The organism is Sphingobium nicotianae (assembly GCF_018603885.1).
Lineage (GTDB): Bacteria > Pseudomonadota > Alphaproteobacteria > Sphingomonadales > Sphingomonadaceae > Sphingobium > Sphingobium nicotianae.
Genome location: NZ_JAHGAW010000012.1, coordinates 150,214 through 169,067, shown reverse-complemented (window position 1 = coordinate 169,067; position 18,854 = coordinate 150,214). Strand labels below are relative to the sequence as shown.

At 62.7% G+C, this 18,854-nt stretch carries 16 protein-coding genes and 1 pseudogene; 9 read left to right on the top strand and 8 right to left on the bottom strand.

Annotated features, from left to right (window positions below):
• Nucleotides 1-42 precede the first annotated feature (42 nt).
• From KK488_RS17745 to KK488_RS17725, 5 genes and pseudogenes are all read left to right on the top strand, one after another.
• Nucleotides 43-813 carry a DeoR/GlpR family DNA-binding transcription regulator gene (locus KK488_RS17745; RefSeq protein WP_214625035.1) on the top strand — a complete coding sequence of 257 codons (771 nt, stop codon included), beginning with the start codon at nt 43-45 and terminating at the stop codon, nt 811-813.
• 140 nt (nt 814-953) lie between these two features.
• Nucleotides 954-2,438, top strand: coding sequence for a glycerol-3-phosphate dehydrogenase (gene glpD / locus KK488_RS17740; protein ID WP_214625034.1), 1,485 nt, complete (start codon nt 954-956; stop codon nt 2,436-2,438).
• Nucleotides 2,439-2,472: 34 nt separating this feature from the next.
• Nucleotides 2,473-3,282, top strand: a complete 810-nt coding sequence (locus KK488_RS17735; protein ID WP_214625033.1) for an MIP/aquaporin family protein — start codon at nt 2,473-2,475, stop codon at nt 3,280-3,282.
• Nucleotides 3,283-3,318: 36 nt separating this feature from the next.
• Nucleotides 3,319-4,805: pseudogene (gene glpK / locus KK488_RS17730) on the top strand (glycerol kinase GlpK).
• A 106-nt stretch (nt 4,806-4,911) separates the two neighbouring features.
• Nucleotides 4,912-6,399: an alpha/beta hydrolase domain-containing protein gene (locus tag KK488_RS17725; protein ID WP_214625032.1), complete on the top strand. Its 1,488-nt coding sequence runs from the start codon at nt 4,912-4,914 to the stop codon at nt 6,397-6,399.
• 165 nt (nt 6,400-6,564) lie between these two features.
• Here the strand turns inward: KK488_RS17725 and KK488_RS17720 are convergent, their stop codons facing one another.
• The 5 genes from KK488_RS17720 to KK488_RS17700 all read right to left on the bottom strand — a co-directional run bounded on the left by KK488_RS17720 (nt 6,565) and on the right by KK488_RS17700 (nt 13,750).
• Nucleotides 6,565-8,664 carry a phosphocholine-specific phospholipase C gene (locus KK488_RS17720; protein WP_214625031.1) on the bottom strand — a complete coding sequence of 700 codons (2,100 nt, stop codon included), beginning with the start codon at nt 8,662-8,664 and terminating at the stop codon, nt 6,565-6,567.
• Between the two features lie 37 nt (nt 8,665-8,701).
• The gene (gene phnE / locus KK488_RS17715) at nt 8,702-9,706 is read right to left on the bottom strand and encodes a phosphonate ABC transporter, permease protein PhnE (RefSeq protein ID WP_349356926.1); all 1,005 of its coding nucleotides are present in this window, start codon (nt 9,704-9,706) and stop codon (nt 8,702-8,704) included.
• Between the two features lie 2 nt (nt 9,707-9,708).
• Complete coding sequence (locus KK488_RS17710) at nt 9,709-10,494, bottom strand: phosphonate ABC transporter ATP-binding protein (protein ID WP_250890684.1); 786 nt, start codon at nt 10,492-10,494, stop codon at nt 9,709-9,711.
• Between the two features lie 5 nt (nt 10,495-10,499).
• Nucleotides 10,500-11,414: a phosphate/phosphite/phosphonate ABC transporter substrate-binding protein gene (locus tag KK488_RS17705; RefSeq protein WP_250890647.1), complete on the bottom strand. Its 915-nt coding sequence runs from the start codon at nt 11,412-11,414 to the stop codon at nt 10,500-10,502.
• Nucleotides 11,415-11,572: 158 nt separating this feature from the next.
• Nucleotides 11,573-13,750, bottom strand: a complete 2,178-nt coding sequence (locus tag KK488_RS17700; RefSeq protein ID WP_349356925.1) for a TonB-dependent receptor plug domain-containing protein — start codon at nt 13,748-13,750, stop codon at nt 11,573-11,575.
• A 314-nt stretch (nt 13,751-14,064) separates the two neighbouring features.
• Here KK488_RS17700 and KK488_RS17695 point away from each other — a divergent pair, with 314 nt between their 5' ends.
• Nucleotides 14,065-14,964 carry a MurR/RpiR family transcriptional regulator gene (locus KK488_RS17695; protein ID WP_214625027.1) on the top strand — a complete coding sequence of 300 codons (900 nt, stop codon included), beginning with the start codon at nt 14,065-14,067 and terminating at the stop codon, nt 14,962-14,964.
• A gap of 1 nt (nt 14,965) precedes the next feature.
• Here KK488_RS17695 and KK488_RS17690 read toward each other — a convergent pair whose 3' ends face one another.
• Together KK488_RS17690 and KK488_RS17685 are read right to left on the bottom strand one after the other, a co-directional pair.
• Nucleotides 14,966-15,727 carry an HAD-IIA family hydrolase gene (locus KK488_RS17690; protein ID WP_349356928.1) on the bottom strand — a complete coding sequence of 254 codons (762 nt, stop codon included), beginning with the start codon at nt 15,725-15,727 and terminating at the stop codon, nt 14,966-14,968.
• A 360-nt stretch (nt 15,728-16,087) separates the two neighbouring features.
• Entirely contained in the window at nt 16,088-16,459 is a 372-nt protein-coding gene (locus KK488_RS17685) for a dihydroneopterin aldolase (protein WP_214625026.1), read from the bottom strand.
• Between the two features lie 149 nt (nt 16,460-16,608).
• Here KK488_RS17685 and KK488_RS17680 point away from each other — a divergent pair, with 149 nt between their 5' ends.
• Nucleotides 16,609-17,139 carry a GNAT family N-acetyltransferase gene (locus KK488_RS17680; protein WP_250890644.1) on the top strand — a complete coding sequence of 177 codons (531 nt, stop codon included), beginning with the start codon at nt 16,609-16,611 and terminating at the stop codon, nt 17,137-17,139.
• A 16-nt stretch (nt 17,140-17,155) separates the two neighbouring features.
• On the opposite strand, the gene KK488_RS17675 is transcribed toward KK488_RS17680, so the two are convergent.
• Nucleotides 17,156-17,536 (bottom strand): DUF1330 domain-containing protein, encoded by a 381-nt coding sequence (locus KK488_RS17675; RefSeq protein ID WP_214625025.1) that lies wholly within the window; start codon nt 17,534-17,536, stop codon nt 17,156-17,158.
• A 110-nt stretch (nt 17,537-17,646) separates the two neighbouring features.
• Here KK488_RS17675 and KK488_RS17670 point away from each other — a divergent pair, with 110 nt between their 5' ends.
• On the top strand, nt 17,647-18,228 hold the full coding sequence (locus KK488_RS17670; RefSeq protein WP_214625024.1) for a DUF1285 domain-containing protein: 582 nt from the start codon (nt 17,647-17,649) through the stop codon (nt 18,226-18,228).
• Nucleotides 18,225-18,848: a CoA pyrophosphatase gene (locus tag KK488_RS17665; protein ID WP_214625023.1), complete on the top strand. Its 624-nt coding sequence runs from the start codon at nt 18,225-18,227 to the stop codon at nt 18,846-18,848. The genes KK488_RS17670 and KK488_RS17665 overlap by 4 nt, the downstream gene beginning before the upstream one ends.
• Nucleotides 18,849-18,854: the final 6 nt, after the last annotated feature.

Below are 18,854 nucleotides of genomic sequence, written 5' to 3'. Positions count from 1 at the left end.
CACCTCCATTCAGGCAGCCAGAGATGGAGAGCGGCAAACGACATGGGTATCTCGCCGGTAAAACGACAGCGCCAAATCGTGGAAATCGCGCGTAACGTGGGCAAAGTCACGGTCGACGACCTTGCGACGCGGCTTTCTGTCACCCCGCAGACCATTCGCAAGGATCTCAATGAATTATGCGCAAGGAACTTGCTCTCGCGCGTCCATGGCGGGGCACTTTTGGGGTCAGGTGTCGAGAATCTGGAATATGAAGCCCGGCGCCAACTGGCCGAGGCCGAAAAGCGCAGGATCGGTGAGGCTGCCGCGGCCCTGATACCCGACGGCGCGTCGCTCTTCATAAACATCGGCACCACGACGGAGGAAGTCGCCAGGCAACTGGCCGAGCGATCAGGATTTCTGGTCATCACCAACAACTTGAATGTCGTCGATATTCTGGGCGCGAATCCGGACATCGAGCTGATTGTCGTGGGTGGGCGCCTGCGGCATCGCGACCGTGCGACCGTCGGCCCGTCGGCAGTCGAATTCATCAAGAACTTCAAGGTCGACTTCGCAATCATCGGGGCGTCCGCCATCGACGAAGACGGCTCGCTGCTGGATTTCGATTTCAGCGAAGTGCAAGTCTCTCACGCGATTATGCAAAATTCCCGCTCGGTGATCCTCGTGGCTGACCAGATGAAGCTTGGTCGAAAGGCGCCGATCCGGATCGGACATTTGAGTCAGATCGACATTTTCGTCACCGACTATGCCGGGAGCCCCAAATTCCGGCGCGTTTGCGAAGAAAGCGATGTTCGGGTGGTCACCGTTTCAGTGTAAGATCGAAGCGAATGGCGGGCCGGTCGCCTCGTGTTGCCACGTTTATTGCCCGGAAGCGCGCACCTCCTCATCTTGCATAAGAAACGAACATATCGAAACATATTGACTTTCGTTTTTCGCAGCCGGAGAAGCTGCCGCACATGAAAGAGTTTGATATTCTGATTGTCGGGGGAGGAATTAACGGCGCGGCGATCGCCCGCGACGCTGCCGGCCGCGGCGCGTCCACATTGCTCGTGGACAAGGACGACTTTGCCGCCCACACCTCCTCTGCGAGCACGAAGCTGATCCATGGCGGCCTTCGTTATCTCGAAAATTATGAATTTCGCATGGTCAGCAAAGCGCTGAGAGAACGCGATATCCTTCAACGATCGGCTCCACATCTGATCAGGCCGCTTCAGTTCGTGCTGCCATATGACGGGGCGATGCGGCCAGCCTGGATGATGCGGGCCGGCCTCTTTCTCTATGACATTCTGGGCGGCTCCCGGAGCCTGCCCAGATCGCGCGCTTGCCGCCTGACGGCCGATGGCTTCGGGCAACCCCTGATGAACCCGTCGGGTCGAGGCTTCACCTATTGGGACTGCTGGGGCGACGACAGCAGACTGGTGATCGCCAACTTACAGGACGCCTCCGGCCGCGGCGCGCAGGTCATGGCGCGGACCAGGATTTCGGCAATCGAACGCGGCCCGACCCACTGGACTGCGCATGTGCAGAACGATGAGCAGTCCCTCGATGTAAGCGCCCGCGTGCTCGTAAACGCCACCGGAGCCGCCGCAACCCACTTTTTGGGCGACATCGGCATCTCAGCGAGGGGCGCGTTGCGGACAATCAAGGGAAGCCACATCGTCACCCGGCGGTTGTTCGAGGGCGAGCATGCCTTTCTGCTGCAAAATCCCGATGGTCGTATCGTGTTCGCCATTCCCTATGAAACTGACTTCACCCTCATCGGCACGACGGATGTCGAGCAGCTCGATCCTCTCGATCAGGTATCGGCTTCTCCCGAAGAGATCGACTATCTGTGCGAGGCGGTGAACCGCTGGTTCCGCAGGCCGATCTCCCCAAGCGACGTGGTCTGGAGCTTCGCCGGAATACGCCCTCTGTACGATGACGCGAATGGCGATCCGTCCGACATAAGCAGGGATTATGTGCTCGATTTCCAGACACAAAAGGATGGCGCGCCTGTCCTTTCGGTTTTCGGGGGAAAGATTACGACGCACCGATCGCTTGGCGAGGAAGCCTTGAACATTGTCAGGACTTCGCTGCCGGGCCTTCAGGGGCCCTGGACGAAATCCGCCCCGATGCCTGGAGGCGATCTGGGCGCTGGCGGTCTGGAGGGGCTGACGTCCCGGCTCAGCGCGAAGCTGCCTTTCCTCGATACCCAGACCCATGTCAGATTGGCGCGCAGTTATGGCAGTTTGGTCTGGGATATTTTCGGCGATGCGAGATCCCGGAATGAGGTGGGAGAGCAGTTTGGCGCCGGACTGACCGAGGTCGAGGTGAGGTATCTCATCCGTCGGGAGTGGGCCAGAACAGCCGACGACATAGTGTGGCGGCGCTCCAAACTGGGGCTGCATCTCTCTCAAAAACAAACCGGTCGGCTGGACCGGTATCTCAAGGAAGCCGCGTAGACAGCCAGGCAATAAGAAGCATGTGGAGGGGAAAATGTTGCGATATAAAGCCTTTGTCGGCGAACTCATATCGGAGTTCATTGCCGTCCTGATCATCATCACGATCGGGAACTCGGCTGCCGCAATGTATACGCTCTATGATCCCAGCCCCTACAAAACCGCTTATTGGGGCGTCTGCATCACCTGGGGGCTTGCGGTCACCATCGCGATTTACGTGACAGGCGCGGTCTCAGGCACCCACGCCAATCCTGCCGTGACGCTGGCGCTCCTCATCTATCGAAAATTTCCCAAGGCAAAGGTCATCCCCTATTGGCTGGCACAGACAGCCGGGGCATTTGCTGGTGCGGCGATCGTCTTTCTGATGTTCGAGCCGGTCATCGACGCGTTCAATCTTGCTCATGGGCTCGATCGGGCAGCCGGCGGCGCGGCAGGCGTGTTCTTCACCCATGCCAGCGCGGGGATTACCCCGATCCGCGCCTTCTTCAACGAGATCGTCCTGACCGCGATCCTCCTCCTGGGCATTTTCGCGATCACCGAGGAATTCAACACCTCCGCGCCCCAGGCGAATGCAAGCGCCCTGATCATCGGCCTGCTCGTGGCGACGATCGGCGCATCCGCCGGCTATCTGGAGGCCTGGCCTCTGAACCCGGCGCGCGACCTGGGGCCGCGTATCTTCTGTTACTTGATGGGCTGGGGCGCTTCGGCATTCCCGGCACCGGATCAATATTGGTGGGTTCCCATCGCCGGTCCGCTCTGCGGCGGCGTGGTCGGCGCATCCATGTATCAGTGGATGATCCGCCCCTTTCTTCCCGCGCGGCAAAAATTCCCGGGCAACGGCAACTGAGTGCGCATCATCCCTGCAGACCAGAGGATATCCAAGATGACCGGACAAAAATTCATATTGGCGCTCGACCAGGGGACGACGTCGAGCCGGTGCATTGTCTTTGACGCAAATGCTCGTGCAATCGCAACGGTGCAGCGCGAGTTCAGGCAGCATTATCCTGCATCCGGCTGGGTCGAACATGATCCCGAGGACATCTGGTCCGACACGGTCATCGTCCTGCGCGAAGCTGTCGAGCAAGCGGGGATCGATGTGGCGGACATTACCGGGATCGGCATCACCAACCAGCGCGAAACGGTGGTCATATGGGAGAGATCGACGGGCCGCGCCATTCACAATGCGATCGTCTGGCAAGACCGCAGGACTGCAGATATTTGCACGGGCTTGAAGGAGCGCGGGTTGGAGCCGATCATCACGGAAAAGACCGGCCTGCTCATCGACCCCTATTTCTCGGCCACGAAAGCGGCCTGGATTCTGGACAATGTGCCGGGCGCCCGCGTCGCCGCACAGCGCGGCGACCTGGCGCTGGGAACGATCGACACCTTCCTGCTCTCCCGTCTGACGCGCGGCGCCATACATGCGACCGATGTGACCAATGCCGGACGAACATTGCTGTTTAACATCGTGGAGCAGCGATGGGACGAGGAGCTGCTGAAGATATTCGACGTGCCCGCAGCGCTTCTGCCCGAAGTCCACGACAGCGCCCATGTTTTCGGATATTCTTCGCCGGAAATATTGGGACGCTCGATCCCGATCGCCGGCATGATCGGCGACCAGCAATCCGCGCTGTTCGGCCAGGCCTGCTTTGAGCCGGGGATGGCCAAATCCACCTATGGCACGGGCTGTTTCATGCTGATGAACATCGGCGAGAAACCGGTGATTTCCAAGAACAGCCTGCTCACGACGCCCGCATACCGGCTCGGCGGGCAAATGACCTATGCGTCGGAAGGCTCGATCTTCGTCGCGGGTGCGGCGGTGAAGTGGCTGCGCGATGGCCTGAAAATCATCACACATGCCTCGCAGACGAACGACATGGCGACGCGCGTGCCGGACAATCATGGTATATATATATGGTTCCCGCCTTCGTGGGCCTCGGCGCGCCTTACTGGAATCCCGATGCGCGCGGGTTGATCTGCGGATTGACGCTTGATGCGACGGACGCGCATCTCGCGAGGGCGGCGCTGGAGTCGGTGGCGTTCCAGACCATGGATCTCGTCAACGCGATGCGCGCAGACTCGGGCGCCGCGACATCCGCGCTGCGGGTCGACGGCGGCATGGCCGCCAATGACTGGCTGTGCCAGTTTCTCGCTGACATATTGGATGCGCCGGTGGAGCGCCCGGCGAGTATCGAAACGACCGCGCTGGGTGCCGCTTATCTTGCGGGCCTAGCAACCGGCGTGTGGCCGGATTTGCCGGCCATCGCTGAGTTATGGGCGCGGGAGCGAAGCTTTCAGCCGAAGATGGACGCGTCGCGTCGCCAAACGCAGGTCACCGGATGGCATGCCGCGGTTCAAAGAACTCTCTGACGCTTAAATCCTAACAGGCATTCGAGTTTATGAAGACAATCGCGGATGACGTTGAGCGCATCAAAAGAGCGCCTTTTCCACTCTGATTTCCCCGGGGAGAACCGCAATGAAGGCACTGATCAAACTGCTTCTCCTGTCATTAGCCAGCCCGCTAGTGGCGCGAACGCCCCTTCCCTCTGTATCGGTCCCCATCCCGGAAAGCGCCGCCTCACATGCCTTCGGCAGCGCAAACTATACGACTGTTCCCGAGGCGCTGGGTGAACGGGGCTATGTCGAGGAAGAACGGCTCGTCAGCGGAACGGCAAATGTCTATGACTGGCCCGCGCCCGGCCCGGCCGTGATCCGATCCGCCAACAACCCATACACGACGCGCGTGCTCATTCGCCGGCCAGGCGACCGCGCCAAATTCAGTGGGCGAGTGATCGTCGAGATGCTCAATCCGAGCAACAAGTTCGATCTGAACATTGGCTGGGCGATGCACCGCGAGGAGATCATGCGAAACGGGGATGCGTGGGTCGGCATCACCGCCAAGCCCGTCGCCGCCCTCCCGCTGAAGCTCTTCGATCCGAAGCGTTACGCGGCCATCTCCTGGAAGAATCCGCTGCCCCTCGACGATCCGAAAAATTGTGCGGTCCGGGAGGGCAGCGGCGATACGCGCGAAACCGAGACGGGACTGGTCTGGGACATTTATACCCAACTGGGCGCCTGGTTGCGCAGTTCGGCGCCGTCCAATCCCTTCCGCTACGGTGCAGGCGCATCGAAAGCCAAACGTCTCTACGGATGGGGCTACTCCCAGACCGGAGCCTATCTCATCACATATATCGATGCGGTGCAGCCTCGTGTCATTCACGACGACGGCAAGCCGATGTACGACGGCTATATGATCGTCGTCGCCGTCAACCCGATCCCGATCAATCAGTGCGCCGCACCCCTTCCCGAAAGTGATCCGCGTCGTCGCCGCACGATCGCCGCCAGCGGTGTACCGGTCATGCATGTCATGAGCCAGTCGGATTATCTCCAGGCCGTTAGCCAAAGGCGCCCTGATTCCGACAATCGGGCCGATCCATTCAGATATTACGACATCTCCGGATCGGGACATGCAACGCCGGACGAACTGCTCTATTCTGCCCGGCCCGTCGATATCCAGAAGGCCGGTCGCGACGTGCCGCCGATGAATTGCGATCAGGGCCCGCGCAGCCGCTTTCCCAGCGCTTATCCCTTAAACGCCATATTGCATAATCTCGAAAGCTGGGTCGAAAAAGGCATATCGCCCCCGCCGGGGCAGGCGATTCGCCTCGTCGGCGGCGCGCCCGAGACCGACAAATATGGCAATGTGGTTGGTGGTGTTCGAACTCCCTATCTGGACGCGCCCACCAGTCAGTGGAACGGTAACTCGACCGGACAGTCATTTTGCAGAATTGCAGGGCATGAGAAGCCGATCGAGCCAGCGGTGCTCAAGGCACTCTATCCGTCACACGAAGACTATGTCGCAAAAGTCAGTGTCAGTGTGGAAGAGCTGGTTGCTAGCCGTTATCTGACGGCGCAGGATGGCAAGGCGATTGTCGCGGAGGCTCGGCGCGCCAGCGTCCCCTGACACGGCCGCAACCTACGTGCCATACCGGCAGTCTGGATTGCCCAAAGGTCACACTATCAGCAACGACGGATGCCGCGGCTTACCGCATGCTGCTATATTCAAGATGAGAAAGAGCCGGAGGAGCAGGCAGCTGGCCGATGGTTCAGCGCTCGGATAGCGAAGGCCTCAGACGTGCATCAGGGGGTCGCTGACGCCATGCTTGCCATCTTCGAGGCGGCCCGCGAGGCGAATGGCCATGCCGGGGGCGACGATCGCGAAATCGTACCAGCCCTGGCTCCGGGCCACGGGCCAGAGCGCGCGGACGGGTTTTCCCGCAGCAAGGGCGAGCGTGCCAGGCGGATTGATGCCATAGCGGTCTTCGCCGAGCGTGAGCTGGCCGATCGTCGCGCTGCCCTGCGTCGCCGTCACCTCGAGCGCCTTGCCCTTGATGTTGTAGCGCGCGCTCAGGGCGGGCAGCATGCCGGTCCCCTCGATGCGGAAGGCGCGCATGAAGCCGTTCGGGCCGAGCACGAGCAGATCGGCGCTGCCGTCCGGCTCGCGCTGCCAGCCATCCTCAAGGCTTTTGCCCGCTTCGACGGCGTAGCGCCGCGGCAATCGGTCCAGGTGGTGATGGTCATAGACATGGAAGGTCGTGCCGGCAGCGCCTTCGTTCACGAAGCGGAGCGACAGCATGTCCCCTATCGACACCGCATCGACATGAAGGACGTAAGGCAGCGCGCGAGACCGGCGCAGTCCCTGTTCCTGGAATATGCCTGCCTGCGTGCGCGGCGGCATTATCTTGGGACGCTCGAGATGCTTCGCCAGCGCGGCGACAGAGCCTGTGGCATCGGGCAGCGGCGGGAAGGTCCGGTCCCCCTGCATGCTGAAGTCGAAGCAGCTGGTGAGATCGCCGCACATCTTGCGATGCCAGGGGCTGATCGCGGGAATGGTGACGCCGAAGCGTTTCTCGATGAAGCGGCCGACGGCGGTGTGATCGAAGGTCTCGCTGTTCACCCAGCCGCCCTTGCTCCAGGGTGAGACGACATACATAGGCACGCGCGGGCCGAGACCCCAAGGACGGATCGGGCCGGTCACATTGTCGTCATGCGAGGTATATTGATCGAGATGATCGTCGAAATATTCGCCGCCGAGATCGAAGGTCGCCTTGCCTGCGAGCGTGCCGTCCAGATTGTAGCTGGGCGGTGCGGGCGGCGGCAGATGGTCGAACAGGCCGTCATTCTCGTCGAACGTCTGGAAAAAGACGGTGCTCGCCCAGACATCCGGATTGGCGGTCAGCGCGTCGAGCACCCGCGCGGTGAACTCGGCGCCCTCGATCGGAGTCGAGGCCGAGGGATGCTCGGACCACTCCTTGGGGGGTAGCACCCAGGAGACAGCAGGCAGCGTACCGTCCTTCACGTCCTGCTCCAGCCGCGCGAGCGAATATTCGCGCATGCCGCGCTCGTAGAGACCTGAGCCCGGCTTGCACTCGCGGAAGCCCTTGAAGGCGAGGCCACCGTGCATGGCGCCGGTCCAGTTGTCATTAGGGTCCTGATAGATGCGCCAGTCGACGCCGGCCGCCTCCAGCACTTCGGGGATGGTCGGCCATTCAAGTGCGTTGCCGGCATAAGTGTAGCCGGGCTCGGGCAGCGCGCCCTTGATCCAGCAGCGCAGATTGTTGGGCTCGGATTTGTCGTCGCGGCAGTTGCGCCCCTTCGACCATTCAGCCGGGTCGAAGCTGGAGCCGGACCAGAATACGATGCGATTGGGATCGGTGCCGGTCGGAATCGAGCAATGATAGGCGTCACAGATGGTGAACGCCTCGGCGAGCGCGAACTGGAAGGGAATGTCCTCGCGTCGGTAATAACCCATCGAATAGTCGGTCTTGAACTTGGGCCAGAGGCCGAAGCTCCCCTGGTTCCAGGAGGCTTGTGCATCCGAGAAGCTGTGCGGCGTCCCGGGCACTTTCATCGCGTTGGTCTTGTCCGTATCGAGGTGGAAGGGCGGCAGCGTGCGCGCACCGTTCGATTGCTCCCAGACCGAGCGGCCGCCGGGCAAGGGCACCGTGTGCGGGTCGCCGAAGCCCCGCACGCCTTTCATCGTGCCGAAATAATGATCGAAGGACCGGTTCTCCTGCATCAGGATGACGATGTGCTTGACGTCCTTGATGGTGCCAGTCGAGCGCTTGGCCGGAATGGCGAGCGCACGGGCAATGCTGGCGGGCGTGGCGGCCGAGGCCCCAAGTGCGCCCATGACTCTCAGGAAATCGCGGCGACTATTCATGGTCATGGAACCGAACTCCTCAGGGAGGTGAGACAGAAAAGGATCACAGGAAGCGGCGGCGCAAGCGGACCGAAATCTGGTCGAGCAGCAGGACGACCAGGAAGATGGCCAGCAGGATCGTGCCGACATGGCCGTAATCATACATGTCGTAGCGGCCCTTGAGCTCCTGCCCGATGCCGCCGGCTCCGACGAGACCGATCACCGTGGCCATGCGGACATTGCGATCCAGAATGTAGAGCGTGCTCGCGATATGATGCGGCATGACCTGCGGCAGAATGGCCATGCGCCAGATGGCGAGGCGCCCTGCGCCGATCGCGGCAAGGGCCTCCTGTGGCCGAACATCGGCATTCTCCATCTCGTCGGCGAAGAAGCGGCCGAGCACGCCGGCACCATGCAAGCCAAGTGCGAGGAAGCCGGCGATCGGCCCGAAACCGAACGCCAGGACGAGGAAGAGCGCGCTGATGAGTTCCGGCACCGCCCGCAGGAAGCCGACCAGCCCGCGTGCAAGCGTGCGCACCGGCATCAGCGGCATCATGTTCCGGGCGCCAAGCATGGCGAGCGGCAGGCCGGCCGCGACAGCGATGATCGTGCCCCAGAGCGCGATTTCCAGAGTCTCCAGCGTCTTGATGGCGATATGGGCGGCATAGCCCAGTGGCTGGACCAGATAGGTCTTCATGACCGGCCGGGCTTCGAGCTTGAGCGTGGCGGGATTCAACGTGCGCTCGCTTGAACGCACTTCCTCCAGATAGGCGAAGGCCGGCAAGCGGTCAGGATCGAAATTCTCGATGCGCGAAACCTCCTGCCGATCGGCAAGCTGGATCGGCACGAGGCGGCCAAGCACGGTGTCGAGACCTTTGCCGGTCTCCGGCGCCTCGACCAGTCCGGTCTTGGCGAGGAGGCCCGACCCGACCAGCGATGCCATGCGGCCGACCTCGACGCGCTGGCCTGTGTAGAAGAGCAGCGCCATCGCTGCGATCAGGACGAGGAGGCTGCGCACGCCATAGGGCTGCGGGAAGTGCCAGCGCTCCGGCGGCAGGGATGCGGCCACCCTCATACGGCCGCTCGCAGGATCGCGGGCTGGCTTGGCTCGATGCCGTCGCGCTTGGCATAGATTATGGCGAGGTCGCGTTCGTCCAGCTTGGCCGGCGGGCCGTCGAAGATCGCCTGGCCGCGGTGCAGCGCCACGATGCGGTCGGCAAAGGCGCGGGCGAGATCGATCTGGTGCAGGCTGCACAGGACGGTCGTGCCGCGCTCGCGCGCCTGAACACGCAGCAACTCCAGCACCTCGTGGCCGAGCGCAGGATCGAGGCTCGCGACCGGCTCGTCGGCGAGGATGATGGCCGGATCGAGCATGAAGGCGCGGGCCAGGCCGAGCCGCTGCTGCTGACCGCCGGAGAGACGTTCGGCGCGGCGCGCGAGATGTGCCTCCTCCAGGCCCACGGCATGAAGCAGGGTACAAGCCCGCGTCCGGACTGCACGTGGGTAGAGGCCCGTCAGCACGCGCCACAACGGCATCGCCGGCAGGGCGCCGGCCATCATGTTCGCAGCGCCGCTCGCGCGCTGCACGAGGCCGAAATGCTGGTGCACCATGGCGATGCGGCGGCGCAGAGCGGGGAGGGAGCGCTTGTCCACCGGTTCGCCGGCTATGCGCACGCGGCCTTCGCTCGGCGTTTCCAGGCCATTGACCATCCGCAGCAATGTCGATTTGCCGGCGCCGGAATGTCCCAGCAGGATGCAGAACTGGCCAGCGGGAACATGAAGATCGATATCTGCAAGGGCACGCGTGCCATCTGGCCAGACCTTGCCGACGCCCTCGAAGCGGATGTCCATCCCCATGGCGCTCACCGCTCCGAGGATTTCTTGAGGATTTCACCCTTCAACGCATCGCTGAGCAGCGCCATTTTGGCTGCAGCGCCATCGAAGCGCTCGGCGGGAAAATGAGCATTGTAGCCGTCAACCTGCGCGCCGCCATAGCCGCGGATCATCTCGGGCTTGATCCCGGGTGCTTTTGCCACTGCTTCAAGGGCCTTCCGCAGCTTGTCCTTGAGCGCTGGGGAAAGGCGGCTCGCCATGATCAGGGGCGGATAGGGGATCGGCTCGCTGCGGGCGACGACGGCGACCTCGGTCGCGCCGGGCACGCCTTCGCGCACGGCCTTCTCATAGGAGTCGAACGAAAGGGCGGCGGCATCCACCCGCCTTTCCAGTAGCGCGGCCAGACTGTTCGCGTGGCTTCCGGTCAGCCGGATCGCCCGCAGATCCTTGACCGGATCGACGCCCGCATCGAGCAGCATCACCATCGGAAAAACGAAAGACGAAGTGGAATTGACGTCCCCAAAGGCGACATCCCTGCCGCGCAGGTCGCCGATGGTGTGGATGGGCGCGTCTTTCCTGGCGAACAGGCCAGCATAATAGACCGACTGGCCATGCTTGACCGCGACGGCCAGCAGCTCGGCGCAGCCGCGCTGCTTTGCCTGCAGGTAAGTCACCGGTCCGACGAAGGCGATGTCCGCGGTGCCGTTGCACATCGCCTCGACCACGGCGCCATAGGATTGCGCGACCTTGAGATCGAAATCGAGGCCCGCGCTCTTGCCGACCGCGGCGAACAGCGGCCGATAATCCGCCAGCGTGCCGCTTTCCGTTCCGCCATCCGCGGGGATGAGAAGCACCTTGAGGGGGGGAGTGTCCGGCTTGCTCCCCGCACAGGCCGACAGGCCCACCAGTGCTGCAAGCGCCACGAAAGCCAAGCCTATCCTCATCATCGTTCCTTCCACCCTCGGCGCGCGGCGCCAATCACGCCGAGCGCTAGGCGTTCGGCGTGACAGCGCGATGAAAGGTGCCGATGGATGGGCAGAGGGGCGACGAGGTTCATCGGCTTGTCGGCGGGAGCGGCGCCGAGACGTCGCTCCCGCATTCCTCAGAAGTTCGTCTGGTAGGAGAAGAAGACGCTGCGCGGCTTGCCCTCGAAAGGATAGCCGTAATAATAAGCATCGTCCGTGGTCTTGAGCTTGCCCTGCACGGCGGCCTGGCTGAAGCGCATGTTTCCGTAGCCGTAGCGCTCTGCATACAGCTTGTCGAAAATGTTGACGACGCGGAGCTGGAAGCGGTGCTGGCGTTCCTCGCCCGCCCAGAAGGCGATCGAGCCGTTCATCACGAAATAATTGCCGAAATTGTGGCGAAACTTGTTGTTGGGTCCGCCGGTCGAATATTCCGGCCCTTGGTAGCGCGGGAACAGGCTGATGTGGAAACGCTGATCAGGCGAATTCCAGGCCGCTGTGCCCTGAATCATATATTCCGGCGTCTCGTTGATCTGCAGGTCGGAGCCCTTGAGATGCGCCTTTTGTCGCGTGAAGCTGCTGGTGAAGGACCACTGCTTGCCGATCGAGAGGCTGAAGTCGGCGGTAAGGCCGCGGATCTGGGTGAGTGCGGTATTGTTGAAATAGGTGTTTGGCGTCAGGCCCGACGTGGACTGGATGCGCTGCGAGATGTCGGTATGGAACCAGCCCAGTTCGGCGCTGACATTGACGTCACCCAGCAGTTTCGCAAAGCCGGCCGCGGCGTTGAAGGTCTTCGTCGATTCCGGCTTGAGGTCGGGATTGCCGACCTGCGTCACCGTTTGCATGAACAGCTCGTTGGTCTTCGGCAGGCTGTAGGATGTGCCGCCATTGGCGCGGACGTAGAAATCACCAATCGGCTGGCGAATGCCGAATTTCCAGATGAACTTGCTGTCGAACGCCTTGGAGAAATCCAGGCGGCCGGCCAGGCTGATGTTCGTGTTCGGGCTGAACGGAAGCTTGGGGCGCAGGTCAAGATAGACGCCGGTCGTGTTGTTCCACTTGTTGGAAATCTTGAACACCGGGTCTGAGTCGTTGCGATAGCCGACGCGCTGGATACCAAGGACCGCTTCGCCGATATCGGCAAGCGTTAAGGTGTTCCGGAAATTGAGGCCATATTCCATGAATCCGCTGACCTTCGAGGCCGCTCCAAACCCCTTATAGTCATAGGCAATGGAGCGGCCGGTCGCGACGCCGAAGGCCACTGCCTTGCCATTGTCCGGATTGATGCAGCCCGCGACTTGCCGGCAGATTTCGGCATAGGTCTCGGTATTGTTGAGCTTCGGGTTGCTCCAATAGGCCGAGAATTCGGTCAGCAGCTTGTCCGACCAGCGGTGAGCGAGGCTGCCGTCGATGATTGGGTAGCGCACGCGATTGGGCGAATAGGTCTCGTTGTCCGGGAAAGCGTCCTGGAACTCGATCTGGGTATATTGTCCGTTGAGGCGCAGCTCGGTCGCTTCGGTGGGAGCGTATAGTAGCTTCACGCCGACATTGTTGCGGTTGAGCGGATAGGGCTGCACGCCACCGGCGATCTTCACATTGTCGACGAAGTCGGCGGGATTGAAGATGCGCGGGCCGTCAGTGTTCTGGACGCTGCCGTAAACCATCACGCTGAGGCGGCCTTCCTTGTCGAGTGTGCCCCGCGCATCACCCCACAGCTCACGCGAATTGAACGAGCCGTAGGATGCTCCCAGCTCGACGCCGTTCTTGCCGTCCGGCCGCTTGGTCACGATGCTGACGACGCCGATGCCGCCGTTGGAACCGAAGAAGAGGCTGTTGCCGCCGCGAAAGACCTCGACATGCTCGATCATATGCGGGTCGATGGTCGTGGTGCCCCAGATCTCCTCCAGCGCCGGGCCGCGATCGTAAAGCGGCACGCCGTCGAGGACGACAAGCGTGTCGCGGTCGCCGCCGCCGTCCAGACGAATGGTATATTCGCCCTCGTCCGGCGAATAGCCGACGTTTGCGCCTTTGATGAGGAACTGGGCGAGCTCCGCGAAATTGCTCGCGCCGCTTGCCTCGATTTCCTGCGCGCCGACGATCTGGACATAATTGCCGAACTGGACTGCCTCGTCGGCCGTGCGCGAGACTTCGACACGCTGGCCGGTCACGATGATCGCGTCGCGATCCGTGGCGCCACCTTCGGCCGCATCCGCCGCTTCCGAGACATCGGCGGCATGGGCGGCACCGCCAGACCATGTCGCGGCTACCGACAGGACCGCCAGAACATGGGCGAGTGGATGATAAGAGCGCTTGGTCACGGTTCGTCCCCCAGGAATGGTTCGTCTTCTCACGGGCATCGCTGATGATTCCGCCGCACCTTGCCGGCGCGGAGGGCATTGATCGGTTGCCGTGGACGAGCCTCCTCTAGGGAGTCGATGTGACAGAGAAATGAAAAATACTCATATAATTTTGACATTTAAAATGAGCATATCGCATTATCATATGAGTTTTCAGGCGACGCATGAGCCTGATTTTGCTGGCTTTGAGGCCGCTCACATCCTATTGAGCGAAACTCAATTTATGCGGCCGCCCTGCTGAGAGAGGATGCGGACGCCAGGGGATGAGGACGACGATGGCGATTCGAAACGACGCCCAAAAGGGCAGGGCCAACCAGACCGATACGCGCCCCGTCGACAACGCGCTCACCCGAATTCGCGTCGCGCAGCCCAACATGGCGCGGAGCGCCCAGCGGATCGCCCAGTTCATCCTCGAGCGGCCGGAGGATATCGTCGGCATGTCGGTCACGGAACTTTCGGAAGCGACGGGTGTCAGCGAGGGAAGTGTCATCAACTTCTGCCGCAGCATCGGCCTCTCCGGCTTCCAGCAAATGAAGCTCAGCCTCGCCCAGGAGATCGTCCAGCCAGTCCAGTTCATCCATGAAGATCTCGATCGGGACGATGACATCGACACTGTCTGCCGCAAGGTCTTCCATTCCGGCATTCAGGCACTGCGCGACACGCTTTCCGTACTCGAACCCGAATCGCTCGCGCAGGCCGTGTCGGTCGTGCGGGCAGCCAAGCGTGTGGAGGTCTATGGCATCGGCTCGTCCGCTCCGATCGCCGACGATGCCCATTATCGCTTGCTGCGCATCGGCATCGATGCGCGCGCCGTTACCGATAGCCATGTGCAGGCGATCAGCGCCTCGCGCTGCGGACCTGATGTCGCGGCGATCACCATCTCGCATAGCGGCGCGACGCTGGAGACGGTCGCCGCCACGCGCTTGGCCAAGGAGGCCGGCGCGAAAACCATCGTCATCACCAATTTCGCGCGATCGCCGATACAGGCCTTCGCCGACGTCGTCCTGTTCACCATGGCACGGGAGACGCGCTTCCGGACCGAGGCGATGACCAGCCGGATCGCGCAGCTTTGCGTGGTCGACGCACTTATTGCCGGCCTTGCCCTGGTCGACTATGATCATGCCACGGACGTCCTCAAGAAGACGTTCGACGTCCTTTCGATCAAGCGTTTCTAGGTCAGACAGACGGCTCGATCAAATGCTCGAGCCGGAGCGGCGATGCACCGCCGACGAGGATTGCGTGGATGCCGGCGCGCCTCGCACCTTCGCCGTCGGTCTCCGGATTGTCGCCAATCATCACGGCTTCTCCCGGTGTGACGGACAGTCGTTCGCAGGCCAGCTCAAAGAGCAGGGGCGCCGGCTTGCCAATCACCCGCATTTTGTCCCGGACGCCGTCGACGCAGGCCAGCAATGCCTCCAGTAGCGAGCCGGTCTCAGGGACAAGTCGATTCCCGATGCCCGGATGTGTGCGGTCCACATTTGCCACCACGAGATCGGCCCCGCGCTGCAAAGCATTCGCCGCCCGCTCCAGCTTGGCATAGGTGAAACGGGCGTCGCGGGCGAGAACGACAAGGTCGGCGTTCTCCCGGACCAGGACAATGCCCTGCATACGCGCGAACTGTCTCACCTTCGGCGAGCCGATCATCATGACACGTCTCGCTCCCCGCGCTGAGACATGCCGGATCGCCTCCACACCAGCGAGCAGAATGCGGTGTTCCGGCACGTCCAGGCCATGTCTTGCAAGGACGGCGGCGAGATCTGCCGAGACATGAGTCGAGTTGTTCGAAACGATCGCGATGCGACCGGCATGCTGCTCGATCAGCTTTTTCGCCGAGCACAACACGCGATTCTCAATAGCGACGCAACCATCCCAATCCAGCAGGACGCCCTTCGCCGCGCTCAGGAACTGGCGCGCGATTTGCCCTCGGCTTATCGGCACATCCAGCAAATTCCCCTCCCCACCGATCCAGCGAATCCATCCTATATACTCACTATTCTTTGCAGTAAAAGATGAGATTTTCTCATTTTTCGGCTATCGATTTCATCGAGGTCTAGTGCCGGTGATTGAACCTTTGAACAACGCAGAAAACTTGGTCATGGTGCCGTCTGGCGGTGTCGCACAAGCCGCCTGGCGGCATCGGCGGGCGTCAGCCCAGCTATCCCGCTGTGCGACCGCACATGGTCGTAGACATAGTGCTAGGCTCTCAGCACAGACTGGGCGTGACCCAGCGATGAGAACAGCGTCTCATTTCTTCGCCGCTTCGCTGCGGCTACCGCAGCATCCACATGCATGCATCGGTCACTTCCGCCAGCGTCCCAGCGTGATGCCGATCTTCTCGTGCCGCTCGGAGAGCGCCAGCTTCACGATCTTGACCGTGACGTGCAGCGCCTTCTCGTCCTGCAGGAAGAGCGTGTCGATGATGTGATCGGCCACTGCCTCGATCAGGGTGAAATGCTGGCCGCGGGTCAGCGCGGTGGTCGCGGCGTGCTTGAGGTCCATATAATTCTTGGACATGCTGAGCGGCGCGTCCGGCTCGTAGTGATCGGCATGCTTCAGCAGCACGCGGATGCTCATGCGCAGCGGCTGGGGGAGATGGGTCTCCTCCGAGTAGATGCCGGTCAGCACGTCGACTTCGAGATCGTCGATCTCGAGCACCAGCCTATCGTCCATCGTCGCTCCGCCTGGCCCGGTCATTCGTCGCCCTTAAATTGCGCTTTTCATTTGGACGCGAACCGCTAAAGGCCGCCGCCTCGGGCGCTATTGCCCGCTACGAAGGCGGACGGCAAGCGGTGACGGTGCCAGCGATCGGGATAGAGTCATTGACGGGAACGGGAGACGCGGCGATCGCCGCGCTGCTCGACGCGGCCTTCGGCCCCAATCGCCACGGCCGCACCGCCTATCGCATCCGTCTCGGCATGGCCTGGTTCACCGACCTGAGCTTCGCCGCCCGCGATGCCGATGGCCGCCTGCTCGGCACGCTGCAATGCTGGCCGGTCGCCCTGCACGAACCGGACGGGACGCAGAGCCCGCTCATCATGGTCGGCCCAGTCGCCGTCCAGCCGGACGCGCAGCGCCACGGCATCGGGCGGGCGCTAATGGACTGGCTGATCGAGACCGTCGACCGGACGCCGGACAGCGATCCGCTCGTGATGATCGGCGATCCAGAATATTATGGCCGCTTCTGGGGCTTCGACGCGCGGCGCACGGCAGGGTGGGACGTCCCGGGTCCGGTCGAGCGGCACCGGCTGCTCACGCGCCAGCCGGCTGGCATGGCCCTGCCCATCACCGGCACACTCGGCCCACGCGGCCTGCCGTTTCCCCTCGCCGGGCAGACTAGAACTGCGCGTTAAGATTGCGCGGCAAGACTCAGGGCGCCGTTCCTTCGACCAGGAACAGCCGGCTGGTCGCCGCCTTCTGGCGGACCGGGCGGATTGCCGAATATTCCGGCGAGTTGTAATAGGCCTGCGCGGCCGCGAAGCTCGGAAACTCGATCACCGCGATGCGTGGCGCCGGTGGCGCGCCTTCCAGCGAGGCGGTCTTGCCGGCCCGCACGATATAATGGCCGCCAAATCTGGCGATTATTGCAGGCGTGGCGGCGGCATAGGGCTTCATTCCCTCGGCATCGGTCACATTGACCTCGGCGAGGATATAGCCCTTGGGCTTCGGCGCATCGGCCGCGCCCGCCGCATAACCCGCCGCCAGCAGGGCCACGCCGCCCATGCCCGTCATCATTCTTCCGCGCATCATGCCTTCCCTCCCATTTTTACGCGGTGAAGGTGCGCTTTCCCGGATGCGCCCGCAAGCGGGCATGAGCCTTCCCTTTGCCAAGGCGGGCGCACATGCCTATCTGCTGGACCATGATTGACCCGCCGCCCGATCCGACCCCCGGACCGATCATCGCCGGCCTGCCCGCCGACCGGGGCGGAGCCGCGCGCTATCCGGTCGAGCAATGGCACCCGGACCGCTGCGGCCACAGCGGGATGCGGATCGATGCCGAAGGGCGCTGGTATCATGAGGGCCGCCCCATCCTGCGGCCCGCCCTCGTCAGCCTGTTCGCCCGCCTATTGCGCCGAGAGGCCGATGGCCGCCATGTGCTGGTGACGCCAGTCGAGATGCTCGACATCGACGTCGACGACGCGCCACTCATCGCGATCGAGATGGGAAGCGAGGGTATGGGCGAGGCGCGCGCGCTGCGCTTCCGGATCGGCGCGACGGGCCTGTGGGAAATGGCGGACGCGGCGCATGCCATCGTCGTCGAGGCAGGCGCGCATGGCCCTCGGCCCTATCTGATGCTGGATGCCGGGCTGCGCGCGCGGATCGCCCGCCCGGTCTATTATGCGCTGGCCGAGCTCGCCATCGAGGAAGGCCATGACCCACCCGGCCTCTGGTCAGGCGGCGCCTTTCATGCGCTTGAACCCCAGGAGACGGTAGCGCCATGACCCTGCGCGCCCGCCTCGCCGCCGCGCTCTCGCCCACGCTCAACCGTGAGCAGGTGCAGGACGTGTTCCTTTACCAGAACCGGCCGATGCCTGACGGCCCCTTCACGCCCGCCGCCGTGCTGATCGCCATTACCGACCGGCCGCAGCCCGGGATGATCCTGACCCAGCGCCATGCAAACCTGCGCGCACATGCCGGGCAGGTCGCCTTCCCCGGCGGTCGGCTCGATCCCGAGGATCCTGACGCGATCGCCGCCGCCCTGCGTGAGGCGGAGGAAGAGATCGCGCTGCCGCGCGAGCATGTCGAGATCCTCGGCCGCTCGGACATGTTCCGCACCGGCACCGGCTTCTCGGTCGAGCCGATCGTCGGCATCATTCCTCCCGATCTGCCGCTTCATCCCGCCGAGGCGGAGGTGGAAGCGATCTTTGAGGTGCCGCTGGATTTCCTCCTCGATCCCGTCAATCGCCGTTACGAGACGGTCGACTGGCAGGGCAGCAAGCGCAGCTATTATGAATATATCTGGGAGGACCGGCGCATCTGGGGCGTGACGGCGGCGATGCTGGTCAATCTCGCGCGGCGGATTGAGGCCGCCGACGCAGCCCTGATGCAGAACCGCCCGTGAGCGACG

Coding starts and splice junctions, on each gene's coding strand:
- KK488_RS17670 (WP_214625024.1), top strand. CDS start 17,647: ATGATTGACCCGCCGCCCGATCCGACCCCCGGACCGATCATCGCCGGC.
- KK488_RS17725 (WP_214625032.1), top strand. CDS start 4,912: ATGAAGGCACTGATCAAACTGCTTCTCCTGTCATTAGCCAGCCCGCTA.
- KK488_RS17665 (WP_214625023.1), top strand. CDS start 18,225: ATGACCCTGCGCGCCCGCCTCGCCGCCGCGCTCTCGCCCACGCTCAAC.
- glpD (WP_214625034.1), top strand. CDS start 954: ATGAAAGAGTTTGATATTCTGATTGTCGGGGGAGGAATTAACGGCGCG.
- KK488_RS17735 (WP_214625033.1), top strand. CDS start 2,473: ATGTTGCGATATAAAGCCTTTGTCGGCGAACTCATATCGGAGTTCATT.
- KK488_RS17720 (WP_214625031.1), bottom strand. CDS start 8,664: ATGACCATGAATAGTCGCCGCGATTTCCTGAGAGTCATGGGCGCACTT.
- KK488_RS17695 (WP_214625027.1), top strand. CDS start 14,065: ATGGCGATTCGAAACGACGCCCAAAAGGGCAGGGCCAACCAGACCGAT.
- KK488_RS17745 (WP_214625035.1), top strand. CDS start 43: ATGGGTATCTCGCCGGTAAAACGACAGCGCCAAATCGTGGAAATCGCG.
- KK488_RS17710 (WP_250890684.1), bottom strand. CDS start 10,494: ATGGGGATGGACATCCGCTTCGAGGGCGTCGGCAAGGTCTGGCCAGAT.
- KK488_RS17685 (WP_214625026.1), bottom strand. CDS start 16,459: ATGGACGATAGGCTGGTGCTCGAGATCGACGATCTCGAAGTCGACGTG.
- KK488_RS17675 (WP_214625025.1), bottom strand. CDS start 17,536: ATGATGCGCGGAAGAATGATGACGGGCATGGGCGGCGTGGCCCTGCTG.
- KK488_RS17705 (WP_250890647.1), bottom strand. CDS start 11,414: ATGAGGATAGGCTTGGCTTTCGTGGCGCTTGCAGCACTGGTGGGCCTG.